Genomic DNA, 23,182 nt, shown 5'->3' with positions numbered 1-23,182 from the left:
GTCAGCGCTCCTTGATGGCGAACCGGCTGGAGATGAATCGGGCGATGATGGTGAAGCCGAGCACGATCACGATGAGCGTCAACGCCGCACCCCAGGCCCGGTCCTGAGCGGCTTCGAAGGGCTGGCTGGCGTTGCGGAAGATCTGCGCTGGCAGCGCCGTGTTGGAACCGTCGAAGAGGTTCCAGTTGGGCGAGAAGACGATGCCGGTGACGATGATGATCGGGGCGGTCTCGCCGGCCGCGCGGGCGACGGCCAGCAGCGAGCCGCTGGTGATCCCGGAGATCGCCGCCGGCAGCACCACGGTGAGCGTGGTCTTCCACTTGCGGGCACCGAGCGCCATGCTGGCCTGCCGCAGCTCGTCCGGTACCAACCGGAGCATCTCCTCGCTGCTGCGGATGACCACCGGCAGCATCAGGCAGGCCAGCGCCAACGCACCGGCGAAGCCGGTCTGCTCACCGACGAGCAGCACCCAGGAGATGTAGACGAACAGCCCCATCACGATCGACGGCACGCCGGTCATCACGTCGGCCATCAACCGGATGACCCGGGCCAGTGGACGCTGCTTGCCGTACTCGTTGAGGTAGATCGCGCCGAAGACGCCGAGCGGGATCGCCATCAACGCGGCCATCCCGGTGATGAGCAGCGTGCCGACGATCGCCGGGCCCATGCCCCCGCCGACGCGGCGGTAGGAGTTGGGGATGTCCTCGTTCAGGAACGACAGGCTCATCACCCCACCGCCCTTGGCGATGACCGTATAGGTCACCAGGGCCAGCGGGATGACGGCGAGCAGCACGGCGAACCAGATGGCTGCCGTGGCGAGATGGTTGGTGAACCGCCGCCGGCCAGAGAGCGCCGCCCGGGTCAGGTCGGGTCCGCTGGCCGTCGGGCGGGTGGCGGGTGGTGCGGTGACGGTCACGCGACGCTTCCCTTCATCCGGGCCTCGGCCCGACGGACGACCACCTGGGCGAACACGTTGATCAACACCGTCATCGCGAACAGCACCACACCGAGACCGATCAGCGCGGCGGTGAAGGTGCCGGTGGATTCGCCGAACTGCTGCACGATGACGGCGGCCATCGAGTTGCCGGGGGCGAACAGGTTGGCGGTGATGTTCGTGGCGCCGCCGATGACCAGGGCAACGGCGATCGTCTCGCCCATCGCCCGCCCCAGGCCGAGCATGACCGCGCCGACGACCCCACCGAAGCTGTGCGGGAAGACCGCTCCCCGGATCATTTCCCACCGGGTGGCGCCCAGCGCGAGGGCGGCGTCCTTGTCGGCACGCGGCACCGTGCTGAACACCTCGCGGGTGATCGAGGTGATGATCGGCGTGACCATGATCGCCAGAATCAGGCCGGCGGTCATGAAGTTGCGCCCGCTGCCGACCGGGCCGAAGAGACGGCCGAGCAGCGGTACGCCGCCGAGGACGTCATGCATCCACTGGTAGAACGGAACCAGCGCGGGCGCCACGACCAGGATGCCCCAGAGGCCGAAGACCACCGACGGCACGGCGGCCAGCAGGTCGATCACGGTCACTGCCGGGCCGCGCAGCCGGCGCGGTGCCAGTTCGGTCAGGAACAGCGCGATGCCGACCGAGACCGGCACCGCGAAGAGCAGCGCGATGAGCGACGAGACCGCGGTGCCGTACGCGAACGACAGCGCACCGAAGATGGCGTCGCCGGTGGCCGGGTTCGGGTCCCAGACGCGTTCGGTGATGAAACGCAGGCCCATCGCGTCGAACGCGGGCCAGGCCTCCCGCACGGTGGTGATGAGGATCAGCCCGAGGACCGCCAGCACCAGCAGGCCGGTGCCGAGCGTCCACCAGGAGAAGACGCGGTCGCCGAGGGCGCTGCTGCCGCGCTGGGTCAACGTCGGCTTGGCGGCGGGGGGATTCTTCGTCAAGGTCATCTTCACTCCAGCTCAGGTACCCCGCTAGGGACGGGATCGACGCGATCCCGTCCCCAGCTGAAAGCCCTAGCGATCTTGATCGGATCAGCCCTGGATCTTCTCGACCTGGGCCAGCGCCTTGTCCTTGAGGGAGGCCGGCAGCGGCGCGAAGTCCACGTCCTTGGCCAGGTCCTGGCCCTCGTTGAGCAGGTAGGTGAGGAAGCCCTTGACCAGCGCGGCCTTGTTCGCGTCGTCGTAGGAGGTCTTGACGACGATGAAGGTCGGCGCGGTGATCGGGTAGGCGGTGGCACCGGCGGCGTTGAGCGGGTTGTAGCTCAGGTCGTCGGCGATCTCGGCACCTTCCAGACCAGCGGTGGTGCCTTCCAGCGACGGCTCGACGAACTGGCCGTCCTTGTTCTTGATGGCGGCGAACGTCAGACCGGTGGCCTTGGCGTCGCTCAGGTCGACGTACCCGACGGCACCGTTGGTCTGCTTGACGATCTGGGCGACACCGGTGTTCTTCTCGCCGCCCTGGGTGCTGGCCGGCCAGGCCACCGTGTCTCCGCTGCCCAGCTTCCAGGTGCCGGCGGCAGCGGCGTCGAGGTACTTGGTGAAGTTGCTGGTGGTGCCGGAACCGTCCGAACGGTGCGCGACGGTGATCGGCGTGTTGGGCAGCTCGACACCCGGGTTGTCGGCCTTGATGGCCGCGTCGTCCCAGGTCTTGATGTCGGTCTGGAAGATCTTGGCGAGCGTCTCCGGGCTGAGCTGGAGCTTGTCGACGCCCTCAAGGTTGTAGGAAACCGTGATCGGGGCCGCCACCGTCGGGACGTAGAGGAACGAGCCGGCGGCCACGCCGTCGGTCTCCTTCACCAGGCTGTCGGTGCCGGCGAAGTCGACAAGACCCTCACCGAACTGCTTCTTGCCCGTGCCGGAGCCGGTCGCGTTGTAGGTGACCGTCACACCGGACGCCTCGGCCTTGAAGGCTTCGACGACCTCTTGGTAGTAAGCATCCGGGAAGCTGGCGCCCGACGCCTTCAACTCGCCGGACAGGTCGGCGTAGGCGCCGTCGCCGCCACTGCCGCCCGGCTCCGAGCTGTTGCCGTTGCCACCACAGCCGGTAAGCGCGAGCGCGGCAAGCGCGACGCCGACAAGGACGCGCCGCGAAAGCACGTTGCGGTTCACCAGGTAAGCCTCTCTATCGGGGTGCATCAGCCCGTTCGGGCCGTACGCGAGCCAAGTTAGGAGGCCCAGGTAGCCGGACTCCCGGACCCAGGTGAACGCAACATGAACTTGCCGGCCCGCTACCGCCACCCGGGGAGCGCCGATGTGACGTTGCAGGCCCGGAGTACCGATTGTCCCGATTCTTGCGACCGGTTGTTGTCCGTCGCGGGCCCGATCAGAGACGGATCGTGCCGGTCACCAGGTAGACGACCTGGCGCGCGACGTTCACCGCGTGGTCGGCGTAACGCTCGTAGTACCGGCCGAGCAGGGCCAGGTCGATCGCGGACTCCACCCCGTACGGCCAGTCGGTGACGAGTTGCGACAGCAGGCGTTCCTGGGCAGCGTCGACCTCGTCGTCGTCCAGCCCCAGTTGCATGGCGTCGAACCGGTCCCGGGTGGCCAGCACGATCGCGCTCTTGTCCGCGACGCGGGCCGCCGCCTCGGCCAGCGCCATCATGACCGGCATGGCCGGCTCCGGGACCACCCCCACCGGATGCCGACGCAGCGCGACCTTCGCGACGTGCACCGCGAGGTCGCCCATCCGTTCCAACGACCCGGCGACCCGCAGCGCACACACCACCAGCCGCAGGTCCGAGGCGACCGGCTGGTGCCGCGCCAGCACCTCGGGGATCATCGTCTCCACCTCGGCCCGCCGGGCGTCCAGCACGGCGTCGCCGGCGAGCACCGTCTCGGCCGCGTTCCGGTCCACCTCCAGCAATGCGGTGCTGGCCCCTCGGATCGCCGCGCTGGCGTCCCGGCTCATCACCGCCAGTACGCCGGTGAGCCGGTCGAGCTGCTCGTCGAAGCTGTCCCGACTCATCGCGCCCCTCCCGTTCAACCGGTCGCCCCGTCACGGTGGCACCCGGAACCGGGACGGCAGCCAGCCGACCCTGGACAGAAACCTACCTGCCGTCGGGCCGTGTGACCCCCCACAGCCGACCGTGTTCACCGTCGGCCCGCAGCGGCACTCGGAACCGACCCGACCCGACCGACGGAACAGCTCGGATCGCCACACGTGCCACCGCGTGACGCAGCGGTTTTCCCCGCTAGGCTGGGACGATCGCGACGCGGGTCACGCGTACATGGGGGTGTACCAGGACGAGCGGCACGGCAACTGGGAGGGCTGATGGCACCCGCACGGCAGGAGCCGACGGACACGGAAGGTGAGGACTACACCCAGCGACTGCGGCACCTCGGCGGGGCGCGCTGGAAGCGGTTGCTGGACGTGCAGGCCCCCTACCGGTGGAACCTGCGGCGACTGCGGCTGGGTCGGACCCTCGACGTCGGGTCGGGTCTCGGCCGCAACCTGATCAACCTTGGCACGGGCGCGGTCGGCGTCGACCACAACCCCACCTCGGTGGCCCACTCGCGGGAGCTGGGGCTGGAGGCGTACACCGTCGAGGAGTTCTTCCGGTCCGAGCACGCCCGCCCGGACGCGTTCGACTCGATGCTCGCCGCACACCTGCTGGAACACATGCCGGCCGAACAGGCGCGCGAGGTGGTCTCCTCGTACCTGCCGTTCGTGCGCCCCGGCGGCCGGGCGGTGTTCATCACCCCGCAGGAGCGCGGCTACCACAGTGACCCCACGCACGTCCGCTTCGTCGGGTTCGACGAGACCGCGGAAACCTGCCGGGAACTCGGCCTGACCGTGCTGCGCCAGTACTCCTTTCCGTTCCACCGGGTCGCCGGCAAGGTGTTCACCTACAACGAGTTCGTGACCGTCGCCCGACTGCCCTGAGCCGTCCGGATACGGTTGCGACATGAGCGAGCGCATGAGGGACACCCGTTGGGTCACCGACACCGGACCTGGGCACTCGCAGTGGTACGTCAACCGGTTCCGGCAGTTGGCGGCCGAAGGGGCGGATCTGGCCGGTGAGGCCCGCCTGCTCGACACGCTGGTACCACCGGCCTCCCGGATCCTCGATGCCGGCTGCGGCACCGGCCGGGTCGGCGCCGAGTTGGCCAGGCATGGGCACACGGTGGTCGGGGTGGACGCCGACCCGGTCCTGATCGACGCGGCCCGCGTCGATCATCCCGCGCCACGCTGGCTCGTCGCCGATCTGGCCGAACTGGACCTCACGGCGGCCGGCGAGAGCGAGCCGTTCGACGCGGCGGTGCTGGCCGGCAACGTGATGACCTTCGTCGCCGCCGGCACCGAACCCCGGGTGCTGCGCCGCGTCGCCGCCCATCTGCACCCGGACGGCGTGGTCGCGGTCGGATTCGGGACCGACCGGGGGTATCAGCTGACGGATTTCGACGCCGACGTGGTCAGCGCCGGACTCCGCCTGGAACATCGCTTCGCCACCTGGGATCTGCGCCCGTGGCGCGACGACGCGGACTTCGCCGTCACCATCCTGCGTCGCCCCACCTGACCGCCGCTCCCCCACCTCCTGCGATCCCGGTAGCTCGGCGTCGGCTCGGCTCATATTGACGTGGAAGCGCCGCGAGGCTGATCGTAATCTGTACCGATGCCCCCACAGCTCCCTCTTGCCGAGCCGGGCACGCCGGATACGAGGGGGCCACTCTGGTACATCTGGTGGCTGGTCCGCTGCCAGCCGTGGCGGGTGTTGCGCGGGGCCCTCATCGGCACGGCCTGGATGCTCGGACTGTCGCTGCGGCCGTACCTCGTCGCCCGGGCCATCGACGACGGACTGCGCGCCGCCGACTACCGGACGCTGCTGTGGTGGGTGGCCGCGATCGTTGCCGCCGGGACAGGCCTGGCGTACCTGGGCATCATGCGGCACCGGACGATGACGTTCGTCCGGGAGGACGCGTCCGCCCGCTCCGCCACCGTCCTGTCACGTCACCTGTCCGGGATCGGTGCGGTGCTGCCCCGCAGACTCGCCGCCGGTGATGTCGCCACCGTGGGCGGCGCCGACATCACCCACACATCGGCGGTACTGACGATGACCGGCCCGGGCGTCGGTGCCGTCCTCGCGTACGTGTTCGTCGCCTTCGTACTGTGGTCGGTCGCCCCGCTGCTGGCCGTGTTGGTGCTGCTCGGCGTGCCAGCGGTGGTGCTGGTCGTCGCACCGCTGCTGCGCCGCCTCGAACGGGTCGAGTCGGTCTACCGTCACCAGCAGGGTGTCCTCACCACCCGCGCCGCCGACATCGTGGCCGGGCTGCGCGTGCTCGCCGGGGTCGGCGGGCGGGGACTGTTCGCCCGCCGGTACGCCGCCCGCTCACAGCAACTGCTGGCCGAGGGCTACCGGGTCGGTGCCGTGAACAGCTGGATCGAGGCGTTGACGATCGTCGTGCCGGGGCTGTTCCTGGCCGCCGTGGTGTGGCTGGCGGCACGCATGGCCGCGGCCGGTGACATCACGATCGGGCAGATGGTGGCCGTGTACGGGTACGTGGCGGTCCTCATCGTGCCGGTGTGGTTCCTGCTCGAAGGTGGCTATCAGCTGATCCGGGGCCGGGTCGCCGCCCGCCGGATCGTGGCGCTGCTCAACCTGACCCCGGACGAGGTCGGCCCGGCGTCGCCGGTCGGCGGGACGCAGCCGCAGCCCGCACCGGACGGGCCCGCCGACCTGCACGACCCCGACACCGGCCTGACCGTTCCCGCCGGGCGGTTGCTGGCCGTCGCCGCCGATGATCCCAATGCGGCCGTCGCGTTGGCCGACCGCCTCGGGCGGTACGTCGGCAGCGAGGTGACCTGGGGCGGCGTACCACTGACCAGCATCGCGCTCGACGAGGTGCGGGCCCGCATCCTCGTCGCCGACCACGACTCCTACCTCTTCGCCGGGACGCTGCGCGAGACCCTGACGGTGCGGGCCGGTAGCAGCGACGCCGACCTGAGAGTGGCGCTGCGTACGGCGTCGGCGGAGGACATCGTCGACGCCCATCCGGACGGGCTCGCGATGCCCGTCGGTGCACGGGCCCGGACCCTCTCCGGCGGCCAGCGACAACGCGTACGCCTGGCCCGGGCCCTGCTCGCCGAGCCGGACGTGCTGATCCTCATCGACCCGACATCGGCCGTGGACTCGCACACCGAGGCGCGGATCGCACGGCGTCTCCACGCCGCGCGGGCCGGGCGGACCACGGTCGTGCTGACCAGTTCACCGCTGCTGCTCGGCAACGCCGACCTGGTCGCGCATCTGTGCCAGGGCCGGGTCGTCGCGGTCGGCAGCCACGTCGAGCTGCTCCAGGGTGACCCGGGTTACCGGGCCCTGGTGTCCCGGGACGGCGTGTCCGCCGACGTCGACGGGTCCCGGCGGTGAGCGGCCTGCCCGTCGCCGACCGGCCGGTCGTCCGCCGCGCCGCGCTGGGTCTCATCGCGGTGGACCGTCGCGCGGTCGTCGTCGTGCTGCTGCTGCACGGGGCGGCAGCGGTCGCCGGGCTCGCCACGCCGTGGCTGCTGGGCCGGATCGTCGACGCGGTCGCAGCCGGTGCCGGCACCGCCGAGCTGGATCGCCTGGCGCTCGCCATCGGCGGATGCGTGCTGGCTCACGGGCTGCTCACCCGGTACGCCCAGTACGCCGGCCACCGGTTCGGTGAACGGGCTGTCGCCCGGTTGCGCGAGGGATTCGTCGCGCGGACGCTCGATCTGCCGATCTCCGTCGTCGAACGGGCCGGCACCGGCGAACTCGCCACCCGCAGTTCGGTGGACGTGACGACCGTCGGGAGCACCGTCCGAGACGTGGTGCCCGTCATGGTCATCGCATCGACCCAGCTGACGCTGCTCTTCGGCGCGGTCTTCCTGCTGCATCCGCTGCTCGGCCTGGTCGCCCTGACCGGGCTGCCGTCGATTGTCGCGGTCACCCGCTGGTATCTGCGTCGCGCCAGGCCCGCGTATCTCGCCGAAGGTGCCGCGACGGCCGAGCTGACCGAGGCGTTGACCACGACCGCGGAGGGGGCCCGCACCGTCGAAGGGCTCCGCCTCGGTGCCGTCCGCATCGCGCACGGCAGGCAGCGCATCGGTCGCGTGTGGGCCAGCCGCCGGGCGACCCTGGCGCTCCGGTCGGTCTTCTTTCCGGTGGTGGAGGCGAGCTACGCCCTCCCGATCGCCGCGGTGCTGCTGTTCGGTGGTGTCCTGCTGGACCGGGACATGGCGACCCTCGGCGAGGTGGTCGCCGCCGCGCTCTACCTCCAGCAGGCGATCGAACCACTGGATCGGCTGCTGCAGTGGATGGAACAGGCCCAACGCGGCCTCGCCTCGTTCGCCCGCGTACTCGGTGTCGGCCAGCAGTCCGATCCCGCCACCACTTCGGTCACTGCCGGGGCACCGCGACCACGCGACCCGGTGCCCGTCCGGCCCGGACGGCTCGTCGTGCGCGGCGCCCGGTTCTCGTACGCGGACGGGCCGGACGTGCTGCACGGCATCGACCTGGCGGTACGCGCTGGTGAACGCCTCGCCATCGTCGGCCCTTCGGGTGCCGGGAAGTCCACTCTGGCCAGGCTGCTCGCCGGCATCGACGCACCACGTGAAGGCGTGGTCAGCCTCGACGGTCGCCCGGTGACGGACCTCGATCCGGCCGAGCGACGACGCCGGATCGCCCTGGTCACCCAGGAACACCACGTCTTCATCGGTACGCTACGCGACAACCTCGCCTTCGCCGCGCCCGACGCCTCCGACGAGCAGATGCGCGCCGCACTGGCGGCCGTGAGCGCCGACTGGTACGCCGACCTGGCCGACGGACTCGACACGCAACTCGGCGACGGCGCCCGCGAACTCGGTGCCGCCGACGCCCAACAGCTCGCGCTGGCCCGGCTGGTACTCGCCGACCCGCACATCCTGATCCTCGACGAGGCGACCGCGGCGCTCGATCCGACGACCGCGCGGCGCACCGAGCGGGCGCTCGCCGCCGTGGTCAGCGGGCGTACCGTCATCGCGATCGCGCACCGGCTGAACACCGCGCACGACGCCGACCGGGTGGCGGTGTTGGAGGATGGCCGGATCACCGAACTCGGCAGCCACGACGAACTCGTCCGCGCCGGTGGCGCCTACGCCGCCCTCTGGCACTCCTGGCACGGCTGACCGACCGGGCGAGATTGACCGCCTCACGAACGAGATGGAGTTGGCGCTGGGAACGCCACCGCAAGCAGTGGTGGGGTCGGTGCCCAGCCGGGGGGTTCCTGATCCGGCGCACCTGTCGGGTGGGTAGATCTGTTGTCGTTCCGACGACAACAGATCTACCCACGACGGCACCACAGGCGGGCCCGCCGGTCGAGCGGGTCGGTGACCCTGATCAGCGGGTGACGTCGTAGACAAGCTTCTGGATCCCGTTGGCGTAGGACTCGCTCTCGACGAGCGTGAGGTTCTGCTTGTCGCGGTCGGTGTCGCTGAACAGCCGCTGGCCCGCACCGAGCAGCACCGGGAAGAGCAGCAGGTGGTAACGGTCGATCAGACCGGCGTCGGAGAGGTTGCGGTTCAGCGTGGTGCTGCCGTGGATGATGATCGGCCCGCCGTCGGTCTGCTTCAGCGCGGCGACGTCGTCCAGCGATCGGAGGATGACGGTCTCTCCCCAGTTGGACACCAGGTCCTGCTCCTGGAGACTGGTCGACACGACGTACTTCGGCATCGCGTTGTAGCGGGCGAACTCGGCGGTCATGTCCGGCCACACCGGCGCGAACGCCTGGTAGCTGACCCGACCCATCATCATCGCCGCCGCCTCGTCCTGTTCGCGGCCCTTGATCTCGTAGGCGGCCTCGTCGAACGCGATGTCGTTGAAGGTCCAGCCGGAGTTGCGGTAACCCGGTTCTCCGCCGGGTGCCTCCATGACGCCGTCGAGCGAGACGAACGCGGTGGCGATCAGGGTACGCATGGGGTCGCTCCTCGGTGTAGGTCTGACGTGCTGTCATCAGTGCGACGAGCGGGTGTCGCCGGATTCGACAACGCACGCCGAGAAATTTCCTACCACTTCCGGGGCGCGTGCGACGCGCGTCAGGCAGGAGCGGCAGGCTGGCGGGCCGCGTCCGGGTCGAGCGGCGCACCGGCGGGGACGAGGCTGACCACCCCTGCGGGCAGCCGGACGGGTTGCACGTCGCCGTAGCCGAGCATGCCGGTCACCTCGGGACCGGCGAGCGCGTACCGGCGGCCGAGGTCGGTCACCACGGAGATCGCGCCGCCGGTGGCACTCGGCGTGGCTACCGATTCGACGACCGCACCCCGCCCCGGCTCCACGAGCACCTGGTCAGCGGTGGTCGAAGGAGACCGCGCCGACGCCGGGGTCGGGGCCGGCACCTCCGCATCCAGCCACAGTTCGACCGCGCCGGTGTCATCGCCGACCCGCGCGCAGATCGTCGACGAGTCCGGCGTGGCCAGCCGAGGCGGCGCAGCCGGCGGCGCGTCGGGCCCGACCGGGACGAGATCGGGCAGCTGCGGCAGGGCGGCGAACCGGCCCAGGCTGGTCTGCGCCGGCTCCCGCTGTCCGGTGCGTGCGAGCAGCAGGCCGGCCTGCAACTCGGTGATGCCGGCCAGCCCGTCGCGCAGCACCACCGCGTACTGCCGCAGGCCGCCGGAGTTGCTCACCACCAGCACGTCGCCGATGCGGGCGTCGGCGACCCGGGCGGACGGTCGGCCCAGGCCGGGCGGGTTCAGCGGAGCCAGGTCGATTCCGGCCGGCACCGTGTTGAGCAGGGCGGCGGCCACCGGGACGGACCGGGAGCGGGTGATCGCGAGCGCGGCCAGCACCCGGTCGGTGTCCCGGATCAGGTGTCGCCGGTGCTGCCAGAGCAGGTGCAGCCGACCGTCGTCATCACGGAGCAGCAGTGCGTCCCGGCCCAGCGGCCGACCGGCGGTGTCGCCGGTGCCCACCAGCAGCACCGACCGCGTCGCCGGTCGGTGCTCGGGCGGAGACACCGAGCAGACCGTCCACGGTGCGGTGGACAATCGGGTCGCCGGCGGCAGCGAGTCGGGAGCGTCGCGGATGCCCAACGGCAAGCCCCTCGGCACTCCGTCGATCGACCGGCGCGACACCAGGACGGTCTTCGGCTGCTGCGCGCCGATGATGAGCAGGGCGGAGGCGTAGTTGAGCACCGGGTGCAGCTTCTCCTCCCGGTAGACGAACCGGGCGCCGGACTCCTTCTCGACGATGACCACACCGGCGTCGCGCCACTTCGCGCCGCCACCGGTGAAGAGGCCGTACAGGGCGGCACCGCCCAGCCCGATGGCCGCCACCAGCACACTGGCCATCCCGGCGCTGGCGAGCCGACGCAACGGCGACTGCACCGGATCAGGCTCCCGCGTCACCAGGGCGGCCACCGTCCGCTGGATGGTGAACTGGTACGAGTGCAGTTGGTCCTGCCGCGACGCCATCGTTTCCCCTCCGGCGAGACGATCGGGGCACAGGATATGCGCTGCGTCGATGTCCCGAGGACCGTGCGTCACACCAGGGGCGGCGGTTCACCGGTCGGTAGCATCGCGGCGGTGAACCTACGTTTCGAGGAACTGGCCTGGCGGCCGACACCGATCGGCGAGATCAGCCTGCGCCGGCGTCGCGATCCACGGCTCGACCTGGAGGTGTACGAAGTCAAGCTCGACGACGAGTTCCTGATGTCGAGCCTGTTCACCGCCGGTGAGGTCGAGCTGGCCCGGTTGGGGTTGGCGCCGCTGACCGGTGACCGCCTCGACGTCGTCGTCGGCGGACTGGGCCTCGGCTACACCGCCCGTACCGCCCTGGCCGACGAGCGGGTCGCCTCCCTGCTGGTGGTGGAGGCGGTCGAGGACGTCATCGACTGGCATCGGCGCGGCCTGCTGCCCTTCGCCGCCGGACTGGCCACGGATCCGCGTACCCGGCTGGTGCGGGCCGACTTCTTCGCCCGGGTGGCCGGTCCGGACGGCCTCGACCCCGACGACGCCGGGCGTCGCTTCCACGCGGTGCTGCTGGATGTCGACCACTCCCCCCGACACCCGCTGCATCCGAGTCACGCCGCGTTCTACCGGCCCGACGGATTGCGCCGGCTGGCGCGGCTGCTGCGTCCGGGCGGGGTGTTCGCCCTCTGGTCGGACGATCCACCGGACCGGGACTTCGAAGCTGCCCTCGCCGCCGTCTTCCCCATCCACCACAGCCATGTGGTGCGGTTCGCCAATCCGCTGACCGGCGGCGAGTCAGCCAACACCGTCTATCTGGGGCAGCTTGCGGGCTGAGCCCGCGCAGCTACGCATCCCGCATGATCCTGGGCGATACGGGTACCCGTCCGGGCAACCGCGCCCGGACCGCCGGGCGTCCGGCTGGGAGGTGGAGATGCGTGCCCTGCTCTGGGTCGTCGGCGTGATCGCCGGGGTGCTGGTCCTGCTCGGGCTGCTCCTCGAAGCGGTCCGCTGGCTGGTGATCATCGGCCTCATCGCGCTCGCCGCAGTGATCGTGCTGGCCTTCGTCAAGGGCCGCCAATCCGCCCACAACTACCCCAACCGTCGCTGAGCCTGGTCGAACGCGGACGGGCGCGGTGAGCCCGGTCAGGCAGGGACGAGAGCCTGGGTCGGACGGTCGGCGGAGTCGTCGAGCGGGGTGGCCGGCGCCGTGGGCTGGCGACGGTTCGGCAGGGCGAGCCGGAAGACCTTCTTCCAGGCGGAGAAGACCTGCCGGGGCAGCGAGCCGGTGGTGTACTTCAGCCCGTACCTGTCGAACAGCGCCCGCACCTCCGGCGCGATCTCCTGGTAACGGTTGCTCGGCAGATCGGGGAAGAGGTGGTGCTCGATCTGGAACGACAGGTTACCGGTCATGATGTGCATCAGCCGGCTGCCGCTGATGTTGGCCGAGCCGAGCATCTGCCGCACGTACCACTCCCCCCGGGTCTCACCCTCGATCGAGGTCTTCTCGAAGGTCTCCACCCCCTCCGGGAAGTGCCCACACATGATCACCGAGTGGCTCCACAGGTTGCGGATCAGATTCGCGGTGAAGTTGGCGGCCAGGGTGTGCAGGAACGACGGACCGGACAGCACCGGGAACAGCAGGTAGTCCTTGAGGAACTGGCGGCGGATCTTCCGACCGACCGCACGGAGCCTGGTCCGGAACTCGGGATCCTTGTGCCCCCCGTTCTTCAGCTTGTTCCCCAGGTCGAGGTCGTACGCCGCGATGCCGTACTCGAAGAAGCAGGCGTTGAGGAAGTTGTAGACCGGCTGGCCCAGGTGTGCCGGGTGCCAGGGCTGGTCCTCGTCGACCCGCATGATCCCGTAGCCGAGGTCGTTGTCCTTGCCGACCACGTTGGTGTAGCGGTGGTGCAGCTCGTTGTGGGACTGCTTCCACTGGTCGGCCGGGGCGACGTGGTCCCACTCCCAACTCGTCGAGTGGATCTTCGGATCCCGCATCCAGTCCCACTGGCCGTGCAGGACGTTGTGCCCGATCTCCATGTTCTCCAGGATCTTCGCCACCGACAGCCCGGCGGTGCCGACGATCCAGGCCGGCGGGAACAGCGAGAACAACAGCACCACCCGGCTGCTGATCTCCAACTTCCGCTGCGTCGAGATGACCTTGCGGATGTACGCGGCGTCCCGCTCGCCCCGGGAGGCGATCACCCGCTCCCGGATGGCGTCGAGTTCCTTGCCGAGGGTCTCGATGTCCTCGGCAGTCAGGTGGGCGATCGGGTTCTCGGCCTTCTTCTGCATCACGGTCATGGTCGGTCTCCGATCAAATCTCGAGTTCACAGGGGCCGGCGGCGGCAGACACACAGGTCTGCACGCGTACGCCGTCACCCGGCAGGGCGGTGGTGAGCTGACCGTTGCGCAGGTCGCGGACCGCACCCTGGCGCAGCGGCAGCACGCAACCGAAGCAGATGCCCATCCGGCAGCCGGACGGCATGAGCACCCCGGCGTTCTCGCCGGCATCCAGCAGCGGGGTACCGCCGGCGGCCGCCACGGTCACCGACGATCGGGTGAAGGTGACGGTCCCGCCGTCACCCGCGGTGATCACCGTGGGCCGGAACCGCTCGGTGTGCAACCGCGCGGCGTGACCGCGTGCCGACCAGTGCTCCTCCGCCGCGTCGAGCAGCCCGAGCGGGCCACAGGCCCAGGTCTCGCGCTCCAGGTGGTCGGGGACCAGGGTGTCGAGTTCGGCGACGTCCAGCAGACCCTCGACCTCGGTGTGCCGCTCGATCAGGCGGATGGCGCCGCGCTCGGCGAGACCCCGCAGCTCAGCGCCGAAGACCACGTCGACGGCGGTCGGCGCCGAGTGCACCAGCACCACGTCGCTGCCGGCCAGCGCCCCCGAGCGCAGCATCCCGGCCACCGGCGTGATGCCGCTGCCCGCGGTCAGGAACAGCACCCGCGACGGCACCCGCTCCGGCAGCACGAAGTCGCCGCGCGCCTGGTCGAGCTGCACGATGGTGCCGGAGGTGATGCGGCGTACCAGGTGGTTGCTGACCACGCCGTCGGGGATCGCCTTCACCGTCACCGTGATCGGTTCGGCGCGCCGGCCGGGGGCCGAGGTGACCGAGTAGGCCCGCCACTGGCGGACCCCGTCGACGTCGACGCCGAGCCGGACGTACTGGCCGGGAACGTGTCCACGCCAGCTCCGGCCGGGCTGGATCAGCAGGGTCGCCGCGTCCGGGGTTTCCGGGTGTACGGCGACGATCCGGCCGCGCAGGTCGGCACCGGCGCGGAGCGGGGCGACCAGGTCGAGGTAGTCACTGGGCAGGACCGGCGTGGTCACCGTCTCGGCGAGCCGCCACAGGCGGCGCCGAAAAGATCTCGTCGGGCCCGGTCGCGGGACGGTGGCGGTCATAAGACGATGGTCGCGGCGGCCTGGCATAAAATCTTGGCCAGCGAAGGTAAAGCGATCCATCCCTTTTGTGCGGGGAGAACAACCGTGGCGGAACCAGCCGGAACGACCAATCGGGCGGCCCGCATCCAACTGGACCAGCGGGTGGCCCGTGAGCTGCGCGACCGGCTGCCGCTGGTCGCCGCGCAGACCGTCACTGCGATCACCGGCGAGGTGCCCAGCTACTCCGGCACCCTGACCGGGCAGATGCGGGACAAGATTGAGAGCGCGGTGCAGATCGCGTTGGGCACCTTCCTGCAACTGCTCGAACAGTCCCAGGCCAGCGACCGTCCGCAGGTCAGCGACCCGAGCACCCCGCTGGTCCCGGCACTGGAGGCCGCGTACGCCCTGGGCAGCGGCGAGGCCCGGTCGGGTCGCAGTGTGGACGCGCTGCTGGCGGCGTACCGGGTGGGTGCCCGGGTCTCCTGGCGGGAGTTGGCCGCCGCCACGGTGGCGACCGGCCTGCCCGCCGCCACGGTCGCCGACTTCGCCGAGTTGATGTTCGCGTACATCGACGAGCTTTCCGCCGCCAGTGTCGCCGGGCACGCCGACGAGTTGGCCAGCGTGGGCCGGGCCCGACGGAGGAACCTGGAACGCCTCACCCAGCAGTTACTAGCCGGTGACGCGGAGGACGTGCTGCGGCGCAGCGCCGAGCGGGCCGACTGGCCGCTGCCGCAGACCCTCACCGTGGCGCTGCTGCCACAGGCGAAGGCGCGCGGGGCGCTGGCCCTGCTGGGCGAGCACACCCTGGAGAGCAGCGAGGAGTTGCCGGTCGGCGAGCCGGGTGAGGAAACCGCCGTGCTGCTCGTACCGGACATGCACGGCGACCGTCGCCGGCAGCTCGTCCGGGTGCTGCACGGACGTCGCGCGGTGCTCGGGCCCTCCCGTCCCTGGGCCCGGGTCTGTTCCTCGTATCGCAGAGTGCTCCGGGTCGTCGCGCTGGCTCTCCCCCAGCCCACCGACGGCGAGCCGTTGGACACCGAACAGCACCTGGCCGAACTGCTGCTCAGTGCCGACATCGAGGCGCTCACCGATCTGCGGACCCGGGTCCTGCAACCCCTGGCCGAGCTGCCGGCGGCCACCGCCGACCGGCTCACCGAGACGCTGCGGTCCTGGCTGCTGCACCAGGGACGGCGAGACGACGTCGCCGCCGACCTCTTCGTCCATCCGCAGACCGTGCGTTACCGGATGGGTCAGCTACGCCAGCTCTACGGTGACCGTCTCACCGATCCGCGCAGTCTGCTCGACCTCACAGTCGCACTCGCGCTGCCGGCCGGCGGGGCGCTGGCCGGGTGAGTGGCCCCGCAGCGGTGGGACGCGACTCTCACTCGGAGGACATCGGGCCCAGCAGGCGGATCTCCTCGACGTCCAGCCGGGCCTGCAGTTCCCGCAGGACGGCATCGTCGATCTCCCGCCGGTCCCGCATCCGGGTGATCTCGCGTCGCTTGTGTTCGAGGGCCGCAAGTCGCAGTTCACGTTCGACCTCCCGGGCGGCCAACGACTCGTCCTCCGGCTCGGCCTGCACCGCGTTCAGGTGGCCCGTGTACTCGGCCCGGAGCCGCTGCGCGATCTTCTCCTCGGCACCCACCCGGTCGGCGATGGCGGGCAGGGCGTCGAGGGTGGCCTGAGTGGCGGCCACCTGGGCCTGCCTCGCCTCCGTGACCTGTTCCGGGTCGCCTCTCAACCCGGCCCAGCTGATCAGGAAGGGCAGGGTGGCGCCCTGCACGAGCATGGTCACCAGAATCACCGCGGCGACGGCAAAGATGATCAGGTCTCGTTCCGGCACCGGGCTGCCATCCCCGGTGGTCAACGGCACGGCGAGCGCAGCCGCCAGGGAGACCGCCCCCCGGAAACCCGCCCATCCGGCGACCGTACGCACCCGCCAGTTGACCCGGCGGGCGAGCCTGGACTCGCGCCGATCCACCAACCGGGCCACGGCGGCGATCAGGTGCAACCAGAGCATCCGTACCAGCACCAGGACCACGGCCACCACCAGCGCGATGACGACGGCCCGGCCCAGAGCGACGCTGGTGACGCTCCGCACCGCCCGCGGAATCTGCATGCCCACCAGCACGAAGAGCCCACCGTTGATGAGGAAGGTGGTCAGGTCCCAGAAGGAGAGCGCGAGGATCCGGGACCGGGCCCGGACCACCCGGGGGCTGGCGTAGGAGAGCATCAGGCCGGCGACCACCACCGCGAGGACCCCGCTCTCGTGGATGCTGTCGGCGAGGAAGAAGGCGGTGAACGGGGTGAGCACGCTCAGCGCGCCCTCCCGCAGCGGGTCGTCGAGGCGGCGGCGGATCAGGATCACCACCGTGCCGACCAGCATGCCGGCCGCGATGCCACCCAGGAACGACAGGCCGATCCGCTCGACGAGTTCGAAGGCGGTCGGTGCGGCACCCCCACCGAGCAGGCCCAGCGCGATGGCGAACAGCACCAGGGCGGTGCCGTCGTTGACCAGGCTCTCCGCGCGCAGGGTGGTCAGCAGGCGTCGAGGCATCCGCTTGGCCAGCCCGGCCACCGCGGCGGCGTCGGTCGGGGCGAGCACCGCGCCGAGCACCCAGGCCACCGCCGGGTCGACGCCGAGCCGCTGCACGACCAGCGACACCGCGACCATCGTGACACCGACCAGGCCGACGGCCAGCATCGTGATGACCACGATGTTCGCCCGGATCTCCCGCAGGCTGATGACCAGGCTCTCCCGGTAGAGGATCGCCGGCAGGAACAGCACCAGCACCAGCTCGGGTGCGAGAACCACGTGCGAGAACGGGGGTAGCAGCGCCACCAGGGCACCCATGCAGATGAGCAGCACCGGCGGTGCCACCCGGTACCGGCCACCGAGGGTGGTACCGACCAGCACGACGATGCCCAGCGTGATGACCAGCAGCAGCTCACGCATCTCGTCTCCCGTTCGTCGCCCCCACATGGTGGTACGCCGACGGACCGCCCCGGGCGGATTCGCCACAGGGCGGGGGTCCGGAGCTTGGAGAAGTGGCTCGCAGCCGTGCTCAGCGACCGGGACCCGCGCCCAGGTCCTCCTCGATGCGCCTGGCGGTGGCCAGTAACGGCGGCAGCAGCTCCTTGCGGATCGTCTCGAAGGAGCCTCGGCTGGCGTGGGCGGAGACGTTGACCGCGGCCACCACCGAGCCGTTGTCGCCGTGGATCGGCGCGGCCAGTGACCGCAGCCCCTCCTCCAGCTCCTGGTCGACGAGCGCGTACCCCGCTGCGGCGATCTTCGTCAGGATGGCGCGCAGTTTGGCCGGGTCGGTCACGGTGCGCCGGGTCAGCGGCCGAAGCGGCGCCGTGGCGAGATAGTCGTCCAGCCACCCGGCCGGCTGCGCGGCGAGCAACACCCGACCCATCGACGTCGCGTACGCGGGGAACCGGGTGCCGACGCTGATCCCCACCGTCATGATCCGCTTGGTGGGCACCCGGGCGACGTAGACGACCTCGTCGCCGTCGAGGACCGACACCGAGCAGGACTCGTGCACCTGCGCGACCAGCGCCTCCATGTGCGGGCGGGCCACCTCGGGCAGGCTCAGGCTGGACAGGTAGGCGTAGCCGAGATCGAGGATGCGCGGACGCAGGGAGAACAGCCGCCCGTCGGTGCGTACGTAGCCGAGTTCGACCAGGGTCAGCAGGAAACGGCGTGCGGCGGCGCGGGTCAGTCCGGTGGTGCGGGCCACCTCGCTGAGGGTGAGCTGCGGGTGTTCGGCATCGAAGGCCCGGATCACGGCGAGACCACGCTCCAACGACTGGACGTACTCGCCGGAGCGGGTCGCCGCCTCGTCGGTCACTGGGCCTCCTGCCGCAGAGTTTCCTGGGCCACCTTGAATGCCCGGTTCGCCGCCGGTACGCCAGCGTAGACGGCCACCTGGAGCAGCACCTCACCGATCTCGTCGCGGGTCAGGCCGTTGCGGAGGGCGGCGCGTACGTGCATGGCCAGTTCCTCGTCGTGGTGCAGGGTGGCCAGCACGGCGAGGGTGACGCAGCTGCGGGTACGGCGGTCCAGCCCTTCCCGGGTCCAGATCTCACCCCAGGCGTAGCGGGTGATCAGGTCCTGGAAGTCGGTGGTGAACTCGTCGGTGCCCGCGACGGCCCGGTCGACGTGCGCGTCGCCGAGCACCTGTCGGCGTACCGCCATGCCGGCCTCGTACCGCTGCTGGTCGGTCATCTCCGCACCGCGCCTTCCGGATCGAGGTGGTCGGTGAGCAGCCGGGTGACGGCCTCGGGCTGCTCGACGTTGGCCAGGTGCGCCGCCCCGTCGAGCACCACCAGGCGGGCCGCCGGGATCCTCTCGGCGATGGCCGCCGCCTGCTCCGGTGGGGTCGCCGGGTCATCGGCGGCACCGATCACCAGCGTCGGGGCGCGTACCGTCGCCAGGTCCGCCCGTAGATCCATCGCGGCGATCGCCTCACAGCAGCCGGCGTACCCGACGGCGGGGGTGCTGACCAGGTGATCCCGGTACGCGGCGACGATGTCCGGGCGGGTCGCGGCGAAAGCGGGGGTGAACCAGCGCGAGACGATCGCATCGGCGATGCTGTCCAGCCGACCGGCACGCACGGTGGCGGCCCGGGCCCGCCAGCCGTCGGCCGGCCCGAGCGAGGCGGAGGTGCACAGCAGGGCGAGGCGGTCGATCCGTTCGGGCGCGTGCGCGGCCAGCCACATGCCGACCATCCCGCCGAGGGAGAGCCCGGCGTAGTGGACGCGGGCGACGCCCAGGTCGTCCAGCAGTCGCAGCACCTTCCGGCCGAGCAGGTCGATGGTGTACGGCCCGGTCGGCACCGCCGAACCGCCGTGGCCGAGATGGTCGTAACGGACGACGCGGTACCGGGCGGCCAGCGCCGCCACCTGCGGCTGCCACATCGCGCCGGTGGTGCCGAGGGAACTGCCGAGCAGCAGCACCGGGGCGTCCGGCGGGCCGTCCACGGTGGCGTGCAGCCCGACGGTCACGACGATGCCTCCTGATGCAGGTCGAGGGCGCGATCGATGAGGTGCCCGGTGCTGCCGAGCCAACCGGCCGGGTCGAGTGCGGCGTCGACGTCCGCTTCCGACAGGTGGGCGCGCAGCTCCGTCTCGGCCAGCAGCGCCGCCCGGAAGTCGGGCCGGCCGGCGGCGCGACGCACCAGGTCGTGTGCGGCGGACCGACCCAGGGCCGGTGCCAGCCGCGCGGCGACCGCCTCGGCGAGCAGCAGGCCACCGGTGGCGTCCAGGTTGGCCCGCATCCGCTGCGGACGCACGTCGAGGGCGCCGAGCATCCGGGCGGTACGCGCCGCGGCTCCACCGGCGAGATGCACCAGATCGAGCAGGGGTTCCCATTCGGCGTGCCAGCCACCGGTGGCCCGCTCGTGTTCCTGACCGGCGGCGGCGAACAGCGTGCCGACGAGCCCGGGACCGCGACGGGCCGCAGCGCTGACCAGCACCGAGTCCACCGGGTTGCGTTTGTGTGGCATCGCCGAGGAGCCGCCGCGCCCGTCGCCGCCTTCGGCCACCTCGCCGACCTCGGTCTGCGCGAGCAGGCCCACGTCAAGGGCGATCTTGCCGGTCACGGCGAGCAACCCGCCGAGGGCCGAGGCCAGGTCGAGCAGGGGCTGGCGGCGGGTGTGCCAGGGCAGCGGGCTGGCCGCCAGGCCCAGGTGCGCGGCGAACCGTTCGACCACCATCGGCCCGGCCGGGCCGTACGCGGCGAGGGTGCCCACCGCCCCGCCGAGTTGCGCGGGCATGCCGGCACGCGCCCGGTTCAGCCGGGTACCCGCGTCGACCAGGCCGACCAGCCAGCCGGCCGCCTTGAGCCCGAAGGTGGTCGGTGCGGCCTGCTGGCCGAGGGTACGGGCGGCCATCAGGGTGTCCCGGTGGGTCCGGGCCAGCCGGGCAGCGCCGTCGGCGGCGTCGGCGACGTGCCGCAGCAGCGGACCGGCGGCGCGGACGGACACCAGCGACAGGGCGGTGTCGAGCACGTCCTGGCTGGTGGCGCCGTAGTGCACCCAGGGGCGGGCCGGTCCGGCGACCGCCGCGCTCAACTCCCGCACCAGCGGGACGACGGGGTTGCCGGCCGCCTCCGCCGCCGCGCCGAGAACGGCCGGATCGTAGCGTTCGGCGCGGCACTGCCGGACGATCTCGTCGGCGGCCGGGGCGGGCACCGGTCCGGCCTCGGCACCTGCCCGGGCCAGCGCGGCCTCCGCGTCCAGCAGCGCCCGCAGCAGGGCGTGGTCGCCGAGTTCGGCGTCGACGTCAGCCGTGCCGGAGAGCCCCCGCAGCAGTCCCTCAGACGGCGAAGAAGACGGTCTCATGCTCTCCCTGCAGGCGGATGTCGAACTGGAAGCCGTCCGGGGCCGGGCGGGCCAGCAGCGTGTCACGACGCTCCTGGTCGACGGTACGCAGCACCGGGTCGGTGGCGTTGGCCGCCTCGCCGGGAAAGTAGACCCGGGTGACGAGGCGGTGCAGCAGGCCCCGCCCGAACACCGACAGGGTCAGGTGCGGCGCCTCGGTGTCGCCGTCGAAGGTGGGCAGCGGCCCCGGCATGACGGTGTGCAACGCGTACCGGCCCTCGCTGTCGGTCGCGGCCCGGCCGAAGCCCCGGAAGCCGGGAACCGCCGATGGCCGGGCGCCACGCGGATCGTCGGGGTGGTCGAAGCAGCCGTCGGGATCGGCCTGCCAGCTCTCCACCATCGCGTCGACCACGGCGGCGCCGGTGCCGTCGACGATCCGGCCACGCAGCCAGAACGCTCCGGGTGTGCCGTCCGGCACCACGTACGCCCCGTCGGGCCAGTTCAGCCCGATGTGCAGGTACGGCCCGACGGTCTGGGCGGGCGTGAGGCCCAGCGGTTCACTCATCGTCGTCCTCGTCCTCGAACACGGTCGCCTCCCGGCCCCGCAGCACGATGTCGAACTCGTAGGCCAGCGCCCACTCCGGGCGGGTGGTGCGGTGGTCGTAGCGGGCCACCATCCGCTGCCTGGCCCGCTCGTCGCGGACCGAATTGAAGATCGGGTCCTGGGAGAAGAGCGGGTCGCCCGGGAAGTACATCTGGGTCACCAGCCGCTGGGTGAAGGCCCGACCGAAGAGGGAGAAGTGGATGTGCGCGGGCCGCCAGGCGTTGTCGTGGTTACGCCACGGGTACGCCCCGGGCTGCACGGTGACGAAGTGGTAGCGGCCGTCGGAGTCGGTCAGGGCGCGCCCGACGCCGGTGAAGTTCGGATCCAGCGGCGCCGGCCAGGTGTCGGCGGCGTGCCGGTAGCGCCCGGCGGCGTTGGCCTGCCAGATCTCCACGAGGGTGTGCGGCACGGCGCGACCGTCGCCGTCCAGCACCCGGCCGTGCACGATGATCCGCTGCCCGAGGGGTTCGCCGTCGTGCTGGCGGGTCAGGTCATGGTCCAGCTCGCCGAGACGGCCTTCGCCGAGCAGCGGGCCGGTGACCTCGGTGAGCCGCTGCGGCAGGTAGACCAACGGCTGGTGCGGTGCCCGTGCCACGGTGGACCGGTAACCGGGGCTGAGCAGTGGCGGGTGAGCGTCGACGTCGTCGCGCCGGTAGCTCGGCAGGATCAGTTTCCGGTCGGCGTCCTGGGTCAAGGCCGCTCCTCCCCTTCAGTCGCTCCGAGTATCCGCCGCCTGTTCATGCCGTCGGCCGCATGGTGGCCTCAAGGGCGCGCAGCACGGTGAGTTCCTCGGTGGTGGGTGGCTCGCCGGTGCTCAAATCGTCGGCGACCGCGAGGGGCCAACCGGTGGCGTCGCGGACCTGCTCGACGGTGATGCCCGGATGCAGCCGGGTCAGGGTGAGTTCGCAGGTGTCCGGGTCGGCTTCGAGGACGCCGAGGTCGGTGATGACGGTGCGGGGTCCACCGCCGCGCAGCCCGAGCCGGGCCCGGTCACCGGGGCCGGCACCGTAGCCGACCGAGGTGACGAAGTCGACGCGTTCGGTGAAGGTACGTCGGCTCTGCCGGACGATCACCACCACCTCACCGCAGGACGCGGCGATCTCGGGAGCGCCACCGGCACCGGGCAGGCGCACCTTCGGGTCGGTGTAGTCGCCACCGATGACCGTGGTGTTGATGTTGCCGTAGCGGTCGAGCTGCGCGGCCCCCAGGAAACCGACGTCGATGCGCCCGGGTTGCAGCCAGTAGTTGAACACCTCGGGCACCGGGATCACCGCGTCGGCGGTGTCGGCGAGGACGCCGTCACCGATGGAGAGCGGCAGCCGGTCCGGCTTGGCCCCGAGACAACCCGACTCGTAGATCAGCACCAGGCCGGGGGCGTGCGTGGCCCGGGCCAGGTTGGCCGCCGTGCTGGGCAGTCCGATCCCGACGAAGCAGGCGGTACCGTCGCGCAGTTGTCGGGCGGCCGCCACCGTCATCATCTCGTCGGCCGTGTACCGCTCACTCATGCC

General features: G+C 71.3%; 23 protein-coding genes. 7 read left to right on the top strand and 16 right to left on the bottom strand.

What is annotated here, in order from left to right; translation table 11 throughout:
• Position 1: 1 nt before the first annotated feature.
• The 4 genes from pstA to phoU all read right to left on the bottom strand — a co-directional run bounded on the left by pstA (position 2) and on the right by phoU (position 3,925).
• Positions 2–916, bottom strand: a complete 915-nt coding sequence (pstA, locus tag Vlu01_RS06850) for a phosphate ABC transporter permease PstA (RefSeq protein ID WP_203995583.1) — start codon at positions 914–916, stop codon at positions 2–4.
• Entirely contained in the window at positions 913–1,905 is a 993-nt protein-coding gene (pstC, locus tag Vlu01_RS06845) for a phosphate ABC transporter permease subunit PstC (protein WP_239095753.1), read from the bottom strand. The genes pstA and pstC overlap by 4 nt, the downstream gene beginning before the upstream one ends.
• Before the next feature lie 84 nt (positions 1,906–1,989).
• Positions 1,990–3,066 (bottom strand): phosphate ABC transporter substrate-binding protein PstS, encoded by a 1,077-nt coding sequence (gene pstS, locus Vlu01_RS06840; RefSeq protein ID WP_203995577.1) that lies wholly within the window; start codon positions 3,064–3,066, stop codon positions 1,990–1,992.
• A 214-nt stretch (positions 3,067–3,280) separates the two neighbouring features.
• Positions 3,281–3,925: a phosphate signaling complex protein PhoU gene (gene phoU / locus Vlu01_RS06835; RefSeq protein WP_203995576.1), complete on the bottom strand. Its 645-nt coding sequence runs from the start codon at positions 3,923–3,925 to the stop codon at positions 3,281–3,283.
• Between the two features lie 306 nt (positions 3,926–4,231).
• Between phoU and Vlu01_RS06830 the strand changes: the two genes are divergently transcribed.
• From Vlu01_RS06830 to Vlu01_RS06815, 4 genes are all read left to right on the top strand, one after another.
• Positions 4,232–4,843, top strand: a complete 612-nt coding sequence (locus Vlu01_RS06830; protein ID WP_203995575.1) for a class I SAM-dependent methyltransferase — start codon at positions 4,232–4,234, stop codon at positions 4,841–4,843.
• A gap of 22 nt (positions 4,844–4,865) precedes the next feature.
• Entirely contained in the window at positions 4,866–5,477 is a 612-nt protein-coding gene (locus Vlu01_RS06825; protein ID WP_239095752.1) for a class I SAM-dependent methyltransferase, read from the top strand.
• 96 nt (positions 5,478–5,573) lie between these two features.
• A complete protein-coding gene (locus Vlu01_RS06820; RefSeq protein WP_239095751.1) occupies positions 5,574–7,325 on the top strand; it encodes an ABC transporter ATP-binding protein in 1,752 nt (583 codons plus the stop codon).
• Positions 7,322–9,082: an ABC transporter ATP-binding protein gene (locus tag Vlu01_RS06815; RefSeq protein WP_203995574.1), complete on the top strand. Its 1,761-nt coding sequence runs from the start codon at positions 7,322–7,324 to the stop codon at positions 9,080–9,082. The genes Vlu01_RS06820 and Vlu01_RS06815 overlap by 4 nt, the downstream gene beginning before the upstream one ends.
• A gap of 211 nt (positions 9,083–9,293) precedes the next feature.
• Here the strand turns inward: Vlu01_RS06815 and Vlu01_RS06810 are convergent, their stop codons facing one another.
• Positions 9,294–9,869, bottom strand: coding sequence for a dihydrofolate reductase family protein (locus tag Vlu01_RS06810; protein WP_203995573.1), 576 nt, complete (start codon positions 9,867–9,869; stop codon positions 9,294–9,296).
• Between the two features lie 119 nt (positions 9,870–9,988).
• On the bottom strand, positions 9,989–11,362 hold the full coding sequence (gene eccB, locus Vlu01_RS06805) for a type VII secretion protein EccB (protein WP_203995572.1): 1,374 nt from the start codon (positions 11,360–11,362) through the stop codon (positions 9,989–9,991).
• A 111-nt stretch (positions 11,363–11,473) separates the two neighbouring features.
• On the opposite strand from eccB, the gene Vlu01_RS06800 reads away from it, so the two are divergent.
• Positions 11,474–12,193 (top strand): polyamine aminopropyltransferase, encoded by a 720-nt coding sequence (locus Vlu01_RS06800; RefSeq protein WP_203995569.1) that lies wholly within the window; start codon positions 11,474–11,476, stop codon positions 12,191–12,193.
• Positions 12,194–12,290: 97 nt separating this feature from the next.
• Positions 12,291–12,467 (top strand): hypothetical protein, encoded by a 177-nt coding sequence (locus Vlu01_RS06795; RefSeq protein ID WP_203995568.1) that lies wholly within the window; start codon positions 12,291–12,293, stop codon positions 12,465–12,467.
• A gap of 35 nt (positions 12,468–12,502) precedes the next feature.
• Here Vlu01_RS06795 and Vlu01_RS06790 read toward each other — a convergent pair whose 3' ends face one another.
• Positions 12,503–13,660, bottom strand: coding sequence for a fatty acid desaturase family protein (locus Vlu01_RS06790; RefSeq protein ID WP_203995566.1), 1,158 nt, complete (start codon positions 13,658–13,660; stop codon positions 12,503–12,505).
• A gap of 13 nt (positions 13,661–13,673) precedes the next feature.
• Positions 13,674–14,765 (bottom strand): ferredoxin reductase, encoded by a 1,092-nt coding sequence (locus Vlu01_RS06785; protein WP_203995564.1) that lies wholly within the window; start codon positions 14,763–14,765, stop codon positions 13,674–13,676.
• An 84-nt stretch (positions 14,766–14,849) separates the two neighbouring features.
• Here Vlu01_RS06785 and Vlu01_RS06780 point away from each other — a divergent pair, with 84 nt between their 5' ends.
• Entirely contained in the window at positions 14,850–16,097 is a 1,248-nt protein-coding gene (locus tag Vlu01_RS06780) for a PucR family transcriptional regulator (RefSeq protein ID WP_203995563.1), read from the top strand.
• A 28-nt stretch (positions 16,098–16,125) separates the two neighbouring features.
• Here Vlu01_RS06780 and Vlu01_RS06775 read toward each other — a convergent pair whose 3' ends face one another.
• The 8 genes from Vlu01_RS06775 to Vlu01_RS06740 form a co-directional block, all read right to left on the bottom strand.
• A complete protein-coding gene (locus Vlu01_RS06775) occupies positions 16,126–17,700 on the bottom strand; it encodes a Na+/H+ antiporter (protein ID WP_203995562.1) in 1,575 nt (524 codons plus the stop codon).
• A 109-nt stretch (positions 17,701–17,809) separates the two neighbouring features.
• Positions 17,810–18,598 carry an IclR family transcriptional regulator gene (locus Vlu01_RS06770; protein WP_203995561.1) on the bottom strand — a complete coding sequence of 263 codons (789 nt, stop codon included), beginning with the start codon at positions 18,596–18,598 and terminating at the stop codon, positions 17,810–17,812.
• Positions 18,595–18,975, bottom strand: a complete 381-nt coding sequence (gene pcaC / locus Vlu01_RS06765) for a 4-carboxymuconolactone decarboxylase (RefSeq protein ID WP_203995560.1) — start codon at positions 18,973–18,975, stop codon at positions 18,595–18,597. The genes Vlu01_RS06770 and pcaC overlap by 4 nt, the downstream gene beginning before the upstream one ends.
• Positions 18,972–19,754 carry a 3-oxoadipate enol-lactonase gene (pcaD, locus tag Vlu01_RS06760; RefSeq protein WP_239095750.1) on the bottom strand — a complete coding sequence of 261 codons (783 nt, stop codon included), beginning with the start codon at positions 19,752–19,754 and terminating at the stop codon, positions 18,972–18,974. The genes pcaC and pcaD overlap by 4 nt, the downstream gene beginning before the upstream one ends.
• On the bottom strand, positions 19,751–21,091 hold the full coding sequence (pcaB, locus tag Vlu01_RS06755; protein WP_203995559.1) for a 3-carboxy-cis,cis-muconate cycloisomerase: 1,341 nt from the start codon (positions 21,089–21,091) through the stop codon (positions 19,751–19,753). The genes pcaD and pcaB overlap by 4 nt, the downstream gene beginning before the upstream one ends.
• Positions 21,066–21,635, bottom strand: a complete 570-nt coding sequence (gene pcaG, locus Vlu01_RS06750; protein ID WP_203995558.1) for a protocatechuate 3,4-dioxygenase subunit alpha — start codon at positions 21,633–21,635, stop codon at positions 21,066–21,068. The genes pcaB and pcaG overlap by 26 nt, the downstream gene beginning before the upstream one ends.
• Complete coding sequence (gene pcaH / locus Vlu01_RS06745) at positions 21,628–22,368, bottom strand: protocatechuate 3,4-dioxygenase subunit beta (protein ID WP_308440931.1); 741 nt, start codon at positions 22,366–22,368, stop codon at positions 21,628–21,630. The genes pcaG and pcaH overlap by 8 nt, the downstream gene beginning before the upstream one ends.
• Before the next feature lie 43 nt (positions 22,369–22,411).
• A partial coding sequence (locus tag Vlu01_RS06740) for a CoA-transferase subunit beta (protein ID WP_308440930.1) occupies positions 22,412–23,182 on the bottom strand: 771 nt, incomplete at its 5' end.

The organism is Micromonospora lutea, assembly GCF_016863535.1.
GTDB lineage: Bacteria > Actinomycetota > Actinomycetes > Mycobacteriales > Micromonosporaceae > Micromonospora > Micromonospora lutea.
This window is presented reverse-complemented; position numbering and strand designations above follow the sequence as displayed.